The 16,125-nt window shown below is 36.4% G+C and carries 2 protein-coding genes; both read right to left on the bottom strand.

What is annotated here, in order from left to right:
• Positions 1-10 precede the first annotated feature (10 nt).
• Entirely contained in the window at positions 11-6,115 is a 6,105-nt protein-coding gene (locus tag MK119_RS05350; RefSeq protein ID WP_290671596.1) for an SDR family NAD(P)-dependent oxidoreductase, read from the bottom strand.
• Positions 6,116-6,177: 62 nt separating this feature from the next.
• Positions 6,178-16,008, bottom strand: a complete 9,831-nt coding sequence (locus tag MK119_RS05345; RefSeq protein WP_290671594.1) for an SDR family NAD(P)-dependent oxidoreductase — start codon at positions 16,006-16,008, stop codon at positions 6,178-6,180.
• Positions 16,009-16,125 lie beyond the last annotated feature (117 nt).

Genomic DNA, 16,125 nt, shown 5'->3' with positions numbered 1-16,125 from the left:
TTGTTTTTGGTTAGGAAACTACATTTGCGAAAGAACGCTGTTGTTGTTGCAATTCACTGTAGACATATTTAGCAAGCGCATTGATGGTAGCGTAATCGTAAATTTTAGTGGAAGACAACTCCATTTCCAGTTTTTTGTTAATGGTCTTAATCCACTCTACGCCTACGATAGAATCGAGTCCAATATCAATGAATGATTGGTCAGCATCAATTTCATGCGGTTCTAGATACAGTGCATCTGCAAGTGTATTGATGAGCATTTGTTTTAGTGATTCTTTCGAGAATGTATTTCCAATATTTGTATTCGCTGCTTTTTTAGTAACTACAGGTGTTACTTTGACTTCAGTACGATCATTCTGTGATGCAATCGGTTCTACTTCTGGAATCGTAATTTTTCTAATTTTTGGCGCATCATTCGTAGTTGAAACATCCTCCAGACGAATCTTTTTTAGTACAGGTTTTTCTTCATGAGCAACCGCTTTTTGTACAATATTTGTCTGTCTCAAATCAATATTGTTCGGTTTTGGTAAAATTGTTGCTGCTTCTATTAGTATATAGGTAGAAAGTTCTCGTAATTGTACATCGTTTGGTTTCTCTATTTTAGAGGCTAGAAATTCAATTGGTGCCGACAATGCTTCAATATTCAATGCAATTGGTTGCTGCTTGATGGTTCTGTCTAGTTGTATTTGTTGCAATTGCAGTCCTTTTAGTTGCGCACAAACAATTCCATTTTCATCACAAAAATCAGCATTGATAGCTACAGAATCTGCTACAGCTTTATGTTCAGCATGCTGCACTAATACAAACATTTTTTTGGTAAAACTTCTGTATAGCGTAAGCTCGTCTAGTACCACAGGAATGTACATGTAGTTTTCCGATAGTTTTAAATCGGTTACTAAGCAAATAGCTGCCTGTACTACACTGTCTAACATACTTGGATGCAACACAAAATCAGTGAGGCTGTTTTCGATGGATTGTGGCAAAATGGTTTCGGCCAAAAGCACGTTCTTGCTCGTATTTACTTTTTGAATCACTTGATTAGACGTTCCATAATACAGTCCCATGATTGCAAATGCGGTATAAATTTCTTGCGCATACTTCGTATTTGTAGCTAATTCATTTTGAAGTTTTGCAAGATCATATTGTACCGTTGCTTTAGCTTCTTCATACACTGCTTGTCCTTGTGCGTGAATGATTTCTGTTGCTGCTTGTTGACTTGCAATTTCAAAATACAGCTCACTTGCATTTTCTTTTTCTAAAACGATATGGAATTGATGATTCGTAGTAAGAATAAATGGTTTTCCCCAAAGAATAGCTTTTAAGGTCAGCGTATTCATCTTTTTTGCTACGGGTTTTACATATTCCGCTGCAGCGCGTGCCATTTCAAGACTTGCCAATGCTGGTAATGCTTTTTGAGCTCCGGTACCATTCAGTTTTAATTGGTAATCTTTTACAAAAAATTCTTTCCCGCTAAAAGTTGTTGTAAAACGCAACTGATCAAAGTTGGAAGTATTCATATGCAACAATGGATGTACTGTAGCAATATTTTGAGTTTGCGGCAATACTTTTCCACGTAATTCAGGAGCATTCCAGTATTTTTCTTTGGCAAATGGATAGGTTGGTAAACTGATGCGTTGTATTTTTTCATCACCGTATAAACTATTCCAGTCTAATTCCAATCCTTTTACCCATAAGTCTATGACTTTAGCGTATTTTTTCTGATCAATCCACTTATTGATGGTTTCTTGAAAATCCTCATCTGAATTAAATAATGAAATGGTTTCTTTGTTTTGATGTACCTGACCTCGATAGATTTCAACAACCTCCGTTTCTCCTTTTACAAATGCTTCTAGTTTTTCGATTAAATCTTCGATAGAAGTCACTATAAAACCAACTCTTTCATTCATGGCTTCTCTTCCTACTTGTAATGTATAAGCGAGCTCTAGTACATTAATTTTTTGCTTATTTCCTTTAATGAACGCTAGTAAGTCCGTTGCTTTTTGTTGCAATTGACTTTTAATTCTGGCTGATAAAGGCACCAAAATTTCAGTTGCTTTTGTTGTATGCGTATCGGTTGTTGCACTTTCATATTCTTGAAGAATGATGTGTGCATTAGAACCGCCTGCACCAAACGAAGATAATCCTGCTAAACGCGGAATGGTTCTTCCTGCTATCACAGGTTTTTCCCAGTTCCGCAAGGTTTGGTTGATCTCAAAAGGCGTTTTTTCAAAATCAATATTTGGATTGAGACGTTTTGAGTGTAATGAAGGTACAATTTGTTTGTGCTTCATTTGTAACAACACTTTTGTAAATCCTGCGATTCCTGCAGCCGATTCACAATGTCCAATATTTGATTTGGACGATCCTACCAAACAATGACTATTTTCTGGCGCTATTTTATAGGCTTTTGTCAATGCAGCTATTTCTATAGGATCACCTAATTTGGTTCCTGTTCCATGTGCTTCCACATAGCTTATATGTTTTGGATCTGTATTTGATTCACGCAATGCTCTGGAAATAGCAGCTGCCTGCGCATGTGGGTTTGGCACTGTGTATCCATTGGTTTTTCCGCCGTGATTTAGTGCTGTTCCTTTGATGATTCCATAGATATGATCTTTGTCTTTTTCTGCATCTGACAAGCGTTTTAAGATCACTGCGCCTACGCCTTCTCCTGGAATATATCCATCGCCACCTTCACCAAAACTTTGACAATGACCATCGCTCGAAATGAATTGTCCAGTACTTAACATGCTGTATTTGTTAGCATCAATACTTACGTTAACACCTCCTGCAATTGCCATTTTGGTACGACCTAATTTGATATCCTGACACGCCAGATGTATTGCAGTGAGTGATGAAGAACACATGGTATCTAAGGTCATACTAGGTCCGTGAAGGTTTAAGAAATACGAAACTCTGTTGGCAATACTAGCCAAACTTCCCGATAAATTGTATTCGCCATACATGACACCAACGTACACACCTATTTGAGCAGGTAGATCGTTTTCCGTAGGAATTTGTAATGTTTGACGTGTATATCCTGCATCTTCAATAGCTGTCCAAGCATGTTGTAAAAACAAGCGTTCTTGCGGATCTATATAACTTGCTTCTCTTGGTGAGATATTGAAGAAACGTGGATCAAATTCATCTACTCCCGAAATAAATCCGCCCCATTTGCTGGTATGCGTTCCAGGATTTGATGTGTCTTCACTGTAAAAATCACGCCAATCCCAACGTTGTGCTGGTACTTCGGTTACACAATCTTTTCCATTTTTTAAATTATTCCAATAGGTTTCAACATCTATCGACTCAGGGTATCTTCCGCTCAATCCTACAATCGCAATTGGTTCATTAATCACCGTTTCTAAGGATTTTGCATATGAATTTTGATGCTGTGCTGTTGCTTTAAATTTTCTTCGTTGTGTTCGAGTACGTGTTGGAATTTGTTCCTTCTTAATTTCTTTTACAACTGATTGTATCGACGACGTTTTTGCTGTTTTTTCAATAGAGAATAAACTTTGTAGTTTATCTTGAAAATTTGCTGCTATGTATTCGCTTAGTTCATCAATAGTTTGGTATTCAAAAAAGAGTGTTTTAGGTAAGGTACCAAATGTTTTTTCTAGCTTTCCTGTTAAATTCATTGCAACTACAGAGTCGATTCCGTAGCGTTCTAAAGCAGCTCGTGTATCAATTTTATGCAGTGATATTTTTAATACTGATGAAAATTCTTTTCGCAAGTATGCACTCGTTTTTTCAAGTAAGTTATCAGATGTGTCTGCTGTCGTAGCTTCTTTTTGCGTTGCTTCGGTTACTTTTTGCACTACTTCAACAACAGGTTTTTCAAAGAGTAATGTGTGTATTTTTTGCGCGTCTCCTTCCAATACAAATAACGTAGAAGCTGTAAGAGAAAGTGCCCGATGAAATGCCGTTAATCCATTGACAGTTTGTAATGGACGTACACCTGTTTCTTGTTCCATTCTTTCTAGCATTTCTGTTTGAAGTCCCATGCCTCCATCTTTCCACAATGGCCAATTGACTGCGATGTATTTTGTATTGCTTTGTTGCTTATTTTGATAGTTAGCAAATTGATCTAAAAATCCGTTTGCAAGTGCATAATCAGCTTGCCCTGCATTTCCTAATGCTGCTACTCCAGAAGAAAACAATAGTATAAAATCCACATCTGATTCTTGTATTCCGGTACTTAAATGATAGGTTCCTATTACTTTTGGCGTAAGTACTGTTGTGAATTCTTCGTTGGTCTTTTTAAGAATAAAATTGTCTGCTGTCATTCCTGCAGCATGAATGATTCCATTGAGCTGATGAAATTCTTCTTTGATACTAGTTATAAACGTATGAACTTCTGTTTCGCTTGATAGATCTAATTGTCGGTAGCTTATTTTTCCTCCATTTTGGGTAAGCTCTTTTAGTTTGGCTTCTTTAGTTGTCGTCAGTTCAGAACGTCCTGTGAGAATAATTGTAGCTTTTGGAGTTTGTTTTAAAATTTCTTTTGTAAAAATGATTCCTAAACCACCAAATCCGCCTGTAATAACGTATACACCATTTTCTTTAAGGCAAATAGCAGGCTCTGATGTAGATACGTCTACAGCTTTAAATTGCCAAACATAGCGTGTATTATGTTCATATTTTACAACCGTATCCACATAGTTTGTTTGATTGAATCGTAGCTGATCTATAATTTGTTCAGAAATATGTTGATCTGTAAAAATGACTTGTCCAGAGAATTTTGGATTTTCTAAGGAGGCTGTTTTTAGTAAACCTACGATTCCTGTGAGTAATTGATTTTCAGGAGTATTTTTAAATACTAATTGTAAGTTTACTTTTCCTTTTAGCTTCTTTTGAATGATTGCTTGTACTTTTTCAAATACTTGAAGCGACACTTCTTCATATATTTCTGCTATGTTTTTATCTGAAGAAACTTCTAATGTATTGCACACTACATTCGATAATTTGTTTTCAATAGCTTGTACTTCTTTCTTAGAAAAGTCATAAAAGAGAATTTCATGATGTTCAAAGGCTATATCGGCTGTTTCTCCTTTTGTTTCTTTCCAAATTTGTTCAGCATATACCACTGTTGAAGCTTTTGAATTAGCCATCGTTTTAATAGTAGACGCAGCAAATGTTTTTGAAGTAAATCCACTAAGTTGCGCACAAACCATTCCATCTGCATCACATACATCAATGTCTAATTTTGTAATTGTATCTGTACTTTTAGCGCCTTCCGAATAACGAATCCAAACGTTCATTTCGTTTGTACACGCCTCAACTATTTGAATGCTTTCCAAAGCAAATGGCAACATGGGACTTCCCGAAAGGTTTGCCAAATCGTCTACCAAACCTAGGCTAGCTTGCAATGCTCCATCAAGCATTCCATGATGAAGTGTGTAGACATCTTTTGTACTTTTTGAAGCGTCTGAAAGTACTAGTTTGGCAATCAATTCATCAGTTCCTTGATAGATTTTAGAAATTACTTGATGCGTCTCGCCATATTGTAATCCTAATTGATCGTATGTTTTATAAATTTCAGCCATTTGCAATTCGCTACGCTGCATCTTTGCTGTAAGTTTTTCAATATCTAGTACAATATTTTCTTTTTTCTCAGCATACTGTATATCACCTTTGCAATGAATGATTTCCTGATCTTCATTTTCATTACTGTATATTTCAAACTGTATGTTTTCTTCATCTTCTGTTAGCAATGCAATGTGAATTTCCTTGTCTCCATTCACAAAAAACGGCTGCATCCAAACAACATTTTTCAACTCAATACAATGCGTTTCTGTGATATTTGGCAACGCATTTTCCACCGCTGCATTCGCCATTTCTAAATAGGCTACTCCAGGCAATATTTTCATATAATTACTTTCGCCTAGTCGCACCTGATGATCTGACAAAAATGGTTCACTTCCATCGAAAACAGTACTATACCGTTGCTGATAAAAATCAGAAGTATTGGTATGCAGTAATGGATGAATTGCTTTTTGTACTGCTTTCGTGGATGATTTTTGTGAAAATTGTTTTATCAGAGATAAAGCATTTCCTTTAGATAGTCTCTTTTGTTTTAGTTCTGAAACTATGTATTCAATAAAATCTATCATTTTATGTGTCTTTTTATGCTGATGGAAATTTGAAATCTTTTTTGTGAATTTTTGACCCGATTTTATAGCAAGTCTTTTAATAATAATACTGCTTCGTCTGTGTCTAATAATTCACCGTCTATGCGCTCAATAACATCTTCTATAGCACCTATATCTTTAAATACGAGTGTCGATTCTGTAGAAGTTTCTACTTTTTTCTGAGCTGGTTCTGGCCAACATTTTTCCAAATCGAAAGGATAAGTTGGCAAGTTGATGCGTTTGATTTTTTTACGTTTTATTTCAGTAGAAGCATCTTCTTTTTGCGTTGCATCTTTAAATCCTTGTGCTGCTAAGTTTGCTGTATTTTTATGTAATAAAGGATGCAATTTTGCTCTTGCTTCTTCTTGTACAGCTGCTGTATATGAAATGGTTGTTGGTTCAAGCCAATAACGTTCTTTTGCAAATGGATAGCTAGGTAAACGCAGACGTTTTGGTTTGCGATTTCCGTATAAAATACTCCAATCAAAATCCAATCCTTTTGTCCATAAATCGAGCAACTTGTTTAATTTTTTATCTGCAACCCATTTTTCTACAATCAGTTGTTTCATTTCTTGATCGCCACTTACCAATTTGAGTCCTTCTTTGTTTTCTTTGATATGCCCTTTGTAGTAATCTTTGATCAGTTCTTCTCCTTGTAAATAAGCGGTTAACTTTTCGATGAGTTCTTCTACAGAAGTGACCATAAAACCTAGACGTGCTTCCATAGCTTCACGACCAAATTGAAGCGTGTATGCCATTTCAACCAAATCCATCATAGCTACATTTTCTTTGACATATTCCAGAAGATTTTCAACCTGAATTTCCAATTGTTCTTCATTGCGTGCAGAAATTGGAATGAGGTATTTTTTATGTTGCGTGATGACATTGATTTGCGCATTATCTATTGTTTCAGTAATATATTCACTCATCACCAAGTGCGCATTTGTTCCACTAAAACCAAAAGCGCTGATAGCTGCATGACGTGTTTCAAATACTCCTACTTCCCAATCTTGCAAACGATCATTTACATAAAAAGGACTTTGTTGTAAAGAAATGTGCTCATTGAGTTGATTGTAATGTATGGTTGGTGGCAATTTTTTATGTTCCATTGCCTTCATTACTTTGATGAATCCTGCGACACCTGCTGCCGTTAAACAATGGCCAATATTACTTTTTACAGATCCTAAGGCGCAATATTGTTCTTTTTCTGTATATTTTTTAAACGATTTTTTCAACGCAGCTACTTCTATTGGATCACCAAGTTTGGTACCTGTTCCGTGTGCTTCAATCAGTTGAATTTCTTCCGGATTGATTTCGTATCGATCGTATACTTCCTGTTCTAAGTTTGTCTGCGATGCTGCATTTGGCGCAGTAATTCCATTGGTTCTTCCATCTTGATTTACGCCCCAACCTTTGATGATTCCATAAATATTATCTTGATCGCGTTCAGCATCTTCCAAACGTTTTAACATCACAACTCCCACAGCTTCCCCAGGAACAAATCCATTTGCTTCTTGATCGAAGGTATGGCATTTTCCATCTATCGAAAGCATTCCAGATTGTGCTGTTTTGACGTGCATTTCTGGTCCAGTCATCACATATACTCCACCTGCTAATGCTGCATCACTTGCTCCAGAAGCTAAACTATCACAGGCATTCGCAATGGCAACTAATGATGAAGAACATGCAGTGTCTAATGCGATACAGGGTCCTTGCAAGTTTAGGAAGTATGAAATTCGTGCTGCTAGAATAGAAGAAGTTCCTCCTGTAAATCCTTGTGCGCTCAGTTGTTGCTCTCTTGATGGTAGTTGATAATCACCTGTTGCACAACCTACAAAAACTCCACATTTTGTTCCTGAGAGTGCTTGCGGATTATATCCTGCATCTTCAATACTATGCCAACATGATTGTAAAAATAAGCGCTGTTGCGGATCCATACTTTCTGCTTCTATTGGCGAAATAGTGAAAAATAAGGGATCAAATTGATCATATCCTGGCAAACTTCCCAACCATTTGCTATTGGTTTTCCCTGAAGATGGCGTCCCTTCTCTGTAATATTCATTGATGTCCCAACGTTCTTTCGGAACTTCCGTGATGCAATTTTCTCCTTGTGCAATATTTTCCCAGAATTCTAGAATGTTTTCCGCTTTAGGGAATTGTCCTGCCATTCCAACAACGGCAATAGGTTGCGATGCGTAATTGTTTGGTTTTGACGTATGCTTTTTGATTGAATTTTGTGTGCGAATAGAAACTAGTTTTCGCTCTTCAAATTGTATATGATGTACAGCGTTTGATACTTTCTGTTGAACCGTATTTGCTGGTTGCGTTATTACTTTTTTGACTTGAACTTTTGTGTTTTTAGCCAATCCTAGTCGTTGTAATTCTTCTTGGATAAATTCACCTAAACTATTCAGGCTTGGATAGGTATAGATTTGTGTGGCTTCTATACTTGTTTTGTAATGATCGTTTATTTTTCGGATCCACGTAACTCCTGTGATCGAATCTAAACCGATATCTACAAATTGAGCTGTTTCGTCAATTTCATTTTCTTCTAAGTGTAGCTCACTTGCCAAGAATTTTTTGATCGTCACAACAATATCAGATACTTCATCTACTGCTTCAACAATTTCTTCTTCATACACTGTTGTTTCAATAGTAGGTGCTGCAACCGCAATGGATTTTATTTCTTTCGTTGCATTCACTACTGTTCCAAGTTCTTCTTGAATAAAATTACCTAGTTGTTGTAATGTCGTATAGGTATAGATTTGTGTTGCTTCTAGCGAAAGTTTGTAATACTCATTAATCTTTCGAATCCAGGTAACTCCTGTGATAGAATCTAAACCAATGTCGACAAATTGTGCATCTTCTTCAATTTCATTTTCATGCAAATGCAATTCGTTCGCTAAGAATTTTTTGATCGTTGCGACAATATCCGAAATGGAATTTTCTTCAGAAACTATGATCGCTTCATTTTCAATATTTTTTACTTTATCGCTAGTCGTAATCGTTTGTTTGTGTGTAAAGTTTTCTTGAATTTGCTGTAATGTAACTGCATCTCCGACAAATGTTTCCTCATGCATTGCTACTTCTAGCTTTTTGGTTGCTTCCGCTTCCGCAATACGGTTTTGGGTTAATTGACGTTTGAAGGCTATCAATGTGTTTCTGGAATTTTGTGCAATCATTTTTGCCAATTCCATAGCATGAGATACCACCTTATCTTTAGATAACACAGGTAACAAAAGTCCTTTATGTTGAAAATCCAAACCACTATATTCATTGGCGGTAAATAAAGTTTCACGCGCCAAATCGTATCCTACAACTTCTGGGAAAATATAGGTAGCTCCTGCTCCTGGCGTAAATCCGTAGTTCATGTACGGACTTCTGTATTTTCGTTCTTTACTGAATATTGTGAAATCGGCATACATTCCCATTGCCCAACCTGCTCCAATGGCATGTCCTTGCATGGCAGCAATTACTGGAACTTTACATTCCATCGCTAATTGGAAAATCTTGGTGTCCGTGAATTTACTTTTTCCTTCTTGAATGGCAACCAAGCCTTCTTTTGTACCTCCTGAAGCGAAATAGTTGTCATACCCTGTGAGGATGATTACTTTGTATGCATTGTTTTCTATGTGTTCAAAAACTTCGTTGACACCAGCCATAAAGGCGTCTGTAAACATGTTTTTTGCGCTTCGTTCTTCTAAGCGAACTTCTAGGACTCCATTTTTGTGCGCTACAGCTTTGATTACAGATGATTGTAAGGCTACTGCTCCTTCTTCTGGTGTTTTTTCTTCTTCAATAGAAGCTACTTTCCAACTTGATACTTGTGACTGCTTTTCTGTAATTATATTGTTTACAGCAGCTTTCCAAGCTTTTACACTATTTATTTCTTGCGCCCATGTTGTTGCAAGTTCGTTTTCTTCTGTTGTTCTAAGTGTTGGAATTAATGATTGTAATTCGCTTCCGCTGAATGTTTTGTCTAATAACAGAATCTCTTTACTTGCCAATGCTCCATAACGCGCGGTAAACATCAACTTTGCTTGTGATGCTAATACTTTATTTGCTAGTAATCCTTTTGCTGTATAATTTGAAGACTCTTTGTAAATAACTTTGTCTGTATGCAAACCTATAAACCATGCTTTTGCACTTGGTGACTGGTTGAATACTGCTATGATTGGATATTTACAATTGAAGAGGCTTTCTGAAAGTTTTAAAACATCTGTATCTTTTGCTGTTTCTGGGATGAAACTCGCTTGTTCACTTTTTAAAATTAGCGGAAGATGATTTTTTGTTGTATTCACACTTGCGATCAATGTGTCTATTTCTTTAACAAGTACTTGAATCCCTTTTAATTTGGTTTCCTTGATCGTAAGTTCACAAACCTGATCATTTGTGTATTTTATATTGATGTACTTTGTGTTTGAAACTGGTATGGTTTCAAAAGCTATTGTTTCTTCTGTTACAATTGCTGTTAACGATCGAACCTTTTCTGCAAGATGCCTTGAAAGATGTTGCTTTAGTAAACCTAACGACAACTGTGACTTTTCTGCTAGATTTTCTCCTAATTTTTCTGCCGTGGCTGTTACTTCTTTTGAGTCAACAATTGGCATAGTGAATCCAACTTCTTTGAGCTGTGTTCCTGTAAAACGCTTATTTGGTTCTAATATGGCTGCTGCTAAAACGTCTCCAAAACGTTCATTGAAAAGCTGTGTAAGTTCATTATTTGTTTGTGAGAGACTGTATGTTGCTGTTTCATTGCAAATCATAAAGTCACATAAGCAACCGAGTAAGAATACAACATTGGAAGCGTTTCCTTCCATGTTGGCAATGATTGGATATGGAAACGAAATCAACGCTTCTAATAGTTTTTGATCTAAAGCTTCATTAAAACTTTCATTGTCTCCGTGTAAAAAGTCAGTATGTGTTCCTACAATATGAAGCACTTTTAGGTGCTCTTCGTTGGTGAGTTTCTGCAACGCACTTTTGAGTTGTGAAATCAGCATGCTATCTAGTTTAGATGCTTCTAATTGCAGTTTGTAAATACCTTTCCCTGTATTGAATATGCGTATTTTTGGAGTTGTTGTGCGTATTGTTTGAACTGAATTATCACGTGTAAGTTGTACTCGTCCTTTTTTCAAACCTGCAGCAAGTTTCTTATCAAACACAATCGCTTCTGGAGTTGCCAACTTGATCGTCGAAGGTTTTTCTAATGAATTAGGCGTTCTGCCTTCTATGTCCGTTTCCGTTGCTAACCTTGAAGATTCCACTAAAGTGCTAAAGAAAATTTCTTGTGGCGTTTCCTCCATTTCCACTGGCGTTATTTCTTGTACTGCAGCTGCTGTCCTTGCAATGGGTTCGCTCTGAGTACTTTCTACGGAAGTGCTAAAAGAAATACCTATGCATTTTACACAAACGATTCCGTCTGCATCACAAATATCAATATCTAGTGTTATTTCATTGTCTAATTGTGTAGCGGTTTCACTGTAGCGAATCCAAGCATACATTTCACTTGTACATGAACCATATATGTTTATTGTATGTATTGCCGTTGGAATAATCGTCGTTGTTCCTTGTTGATTTTGATCTCCGATGATTCCTGCTACCGCTTGTACTGTACTTTCTAAAATACTTGGATGTACGGTATAATTTTTTAGATCTCTTACTGCTTCTGATGGCAATTGTAAATGTGCTAATGCTTGATTGTTTCCAAGATATAGTGTTTTGATACTTTGGTATATTGCTCCATGCTCAATCGTAGTATTTACAAAAAGTGAAGCTCCTGCAATGACCGTTTTTGTCATTTGCTGACGCAAAGCATTTGTATCTAATTGTATCGTTGATTTTTTATCAATGTACGTCGCTTTTCCTTGTACGTGAATGTGTTCTTCTTCATGTTGACTGTAGATTTCGTACGCAATTGCCATGTCATTTTCAGGAAGAATTGCAATGTGTATCGGTATTTCCTCAGTATGTCTGATAAACGCTCCAAATTTTACATCTGTAATGGCTACTATTGTATTTTCTGTCGTATTTGGAATTGCTTGTGCAATTGCTTCTCTAGCCATTTCGATACTTGCTGAAAACGGCAATCCATAAAACTTCTGATTTTCTTTATGAATGCTAAAATCTTTTACATACGGTTCATCACCTCCAAAGGTTGTACTAAAACGCGTTTCCGAAATGTTTGACGTATTTTCATGTACGAAAGGATGAAGGGTTGCCTTTGTCGTTTCTTGTGCTACGCGACCTCTTTCTTCAGGTGTCAATCTATAGCTTTCTTTGGCAAATGGATACGTAGGCAAGCTAATTCGTTGCGGTTGTTTGCTTGTGTATACTTCATTCCATGGAACGTCAATTCCTTTAGTCCACCAAGTTAAGAGCTGTGTGTAGTCTCCATTTTTAGTCCAAGTTGAAAGTGTTTCTTTATAGTTGACATTAGATTTAAAGTCTAAAACTTCATTTTTATGGTCTTTTACTTTTGCTTGAAGATATGCTGTAGCTGCTAATGTATTGTTAAGATATGTACTCAATTTTTCTACTAATTCTTGAACAGAAACGACTGTAATAGCAAAGCGTTCGTCTATAGCTTCTCTACCTGTTTGAAGCGTGAATGCAATTGCTAATAGATCCAGTTTGTTTTCTTTGTTTTGTAAAAATTGAACAAGCTCTTGTATTTTTTCTTGAAGTTGTGACTGTGTTCGTGCCGATAGAACGATCGCAACTTCTGTATTTAGAGTATGCGTTGCAAATTTTTCTTTGATTGGATTGTATTCTTCGATAAGAATATGTGCATTAGCGCCACCAGCTCCAAATGAAGAAACTCCTGCAATTCGCGGAATGATTTGACCATCCACTATTGGATTTTCCCAGGTTTTTAAAGATTGATTCACCACAAATGGTGTATGTTCAAAATCGATATGTGGATTGAGTTTTTCTGAGTGTAATGAAGGAACAATTTGTTTGTGCTGTAATTGTAACAGTACTTTTGTGATGCCTGCAATTCCTGCGGCTGATTCACAATGTCCTATGTTTGATTTGGCAGATCCTAATTGACAGAAATGTTGTTCATTATCAATTCCAAAAGCTTTGTTTAGTGCCGTAATTTCAATAGGATCTCCTAATTTGGTTCCTGTTCCATGCGCTTCTATATAGCTTATATGTCGCGGATGTATGTTTGCTTCTCGTAAAGCGCGACTGATCACGCTGGCTTGCGCACGTGGATTTGGCACACTATAGCCATTGGTTTTTCCTCCGTGATTCAACGCACTACCTTTGATGATTCCGTAGATATGATCGCCATCTTTTTCTGCATCCGACAATCGTTTCAATACAACTACACCAACACCTTCGCCTGGTATGTAACCGTCACCACCTTCTCCAAAACTTTGACAATGTCCATCACTTGAGATAAATTGCCCTGTACTGAGCATTTGATATTTATTGGAATCGATACTTACATTTACGCCACCAGCAAGTGCCATGTCTGTACGTCCAGATTTTAAATCCTGGCAGGCTAAATGTACCGATGTAAGTGATGAGGAACACATGGTATCTAAAGTGATGCTTGGTCCATGCAGATTGAGTACGTATGAGACTCTGTTTGCAATACTTGCCAAACTTCCTGAGAGATTGTATTCTCCATACATAACGCCTGCATATACACCTACTTGTCCCGACAAATCATTTTCTGATGTTATTTGCAAACGTTCGCGTGTATATCCTGCATCTTCCATTGCCATCCACGAGTGTTGCAAGAATAAACGCTCTTGCGGATCAATATTTTTGGCTTCTCTTGGAGATATGTTGAAGAAACGTGGATCAAATTCGTCTACTCCTGTAATGAATCCGCCCCATTTGCTGTAATGACGATTCGGTTCTGTTCTATCGTTGCTGTAGTGTTTTTTCCAATCCCAACGATCTTTTGGAACTTCAATGATACAGTCTTTCCCTTGTTGCAAATTGTTCCAGAATTCTTGAATGTTTTCAGATGCTGGATAACGCCCACTTAAACCTACGATGGCTATAGGATCGTTTTGATTTGTATTTTTTGGTATTTCTACGGTATTGAACTGTTGCGTTGGTTGTGTTTTTAGTTTCTTTCTTACTGTTTTCCTGTGCTTCGACTTGTTTGGTGAAGTCTTTTTTGTAGCATTAGAAACTGTTTGTTTTGCAGTATTTGGTAAAAACTTTGCCGTTAGTTTGGCCGCAAAATTGTTAGTTAAATATGCACTCAATTCATCAATGGTTTGATACTCGAATAACAAGGTTTTAGAAAGTCGTCCAAATGTTTTTTCTAGCTGACCTGTTAAGTTCATAGCTAGGATAGAATCGATTCCATATTTTTCTAAAGCAACATGTGTTTCAATTTCACGCGCTGGTAATTTGATGATTTTTGAAAATTCATCGCGCACAAATGCTGTTGTTTTGCTGAATAATTCTTCTTCACTTATGGTTTCTGTTATTTGTATTTCTTCTTTTTGAAGTTTCTCAGTTTGACTGAATACTGTGTTTTTTATAGTATCAAGTGCACCTTTTACACTTAAAATTTGTGAGTAATTAGTGTTGATTGCTTGTTGAAATATGGAAGTTCCTGTTTGATCGTCTAATGGAATGAAGCCTGTTTCTTCTAGCAATCTAGATTTGATTTCTTGATCAATCTCCATACCTCCATTCTCCCAAAGTGGCCAATTTACGGAAAGTGTTTTTCCTTTGCGTTTTCCTGATGCTACTAGTTGATTTCGATACTTGGCAAATTCGTCCATAAAAGCATTTCCTACCGCATAATCTGCTTGTCCAGGATTTCCAAACCATGCAGCAATTGATGAAAAATACGTGATAAAATCTAAGTCAATTGCCTTTGTAGCTTCGTCTATATTGTAGGTTCCTGCTATTTTTGCTTGCACTACTTCTTGGAATTCTGCAACCGATTTTTTAAGTATAAAATTGTCTTTATTAATTCCTGCTGCATGAATAATTCCGTGCAACTTTTTGTGATTTTTCACTATACTTTCAATGCTTTCAACTACATTTTGCGCATTGGTTACATCCATTTGAATGTATTGTAGTGTTTTGTTTTTTGTTGAAAGCTGTGTTAGTATTTTTTTCTTTTCAGAAGTTAATTTTGAACGTCCAGCTAGAATGACAGCTGTTTTTTCTAATTGTTGAAGAATTTCTTTGGCAAACGCAATTCCTATTCCTCCAAATCCACCAGTTATCAGATAGACCCCATTTTCTTTGTAAATAGTATTCTCTGATGCTTGTTGTTGAACTTCTTCTAAACGTTTTACATATCTTTTATCTGCTTCATATTTTATAACTGCATCTGTCACTTGTGCTGTTTCTGCTTGCAATTCTTTCGCAAGTTTTTCTACAGCAGTTTTTTGATCGGAAATAATGAGTTGCCCAACAAGATTATGATTTTCTAAGGTTGTCGTTTTTAACAACGCAGCTAATCCTTCATACAGTTTCTCTTCTACGGAAGTGCCCAACACAATTTGCACATAGGTTGTTCCTTTAAGTTTATTTTCAAGAATATTTTTGATAATCTCAAAACAAGACAATGCCATATTAGTAAAATTCGCTGCAACAGAAGTGAGGTTTGCAGTTACATTGTGTATTGTACTTTCCGAAAGTTGCTTGCTCAATTGCTTTTGCAAATCGGATGTAGCATGTATCAAAATGACATGTTGTGCTGCAATTTTTGCCTGATCATCACGTATATTTTCAACTATTTTCCAAGTTGGACTCGCATACAATGTACTTTCTGCCGTAGGTCTTTGTGTTGCTTTGATTGCTCTTATCTTTTCCAAAGCTTCTGCTTCAGTTAGCTTTTTATTTGATAAGTCTAAAAATATATTTCGTAGTAGATTTTTCACACTTTTAAATTTCAATAATTATCTGATAATAAATTAATTGTAACATTGAGAACGCGTACAACAACTGCTATGTTCTCGCATTAAAAATTTTAAGCATTCTTTTTGTGGAACTATTTT

The organism is Kordia sp. (genome assembly GCF_022447245.1).
Classification (GTDB): Bacteria; Bacteroidota; Bacteroidia; order Flavobacteriales; family Flavobacteriaceae; genus Kordia.
Note: the sequence above shows the minus strand (reverse complement) of the source record. Positions and strands in the feature narration are given on the sequence as shown.

What these genes read in the sequence shown, in the direction of transcription:
- MK119_RS05350 (WP_290671596.1), bottom strand. Translation starts at nt 6,115, where the DNA reads ATGATAGATTTTATTGAATACATAGTTTCAGAACTAAAACAAAAGAGA.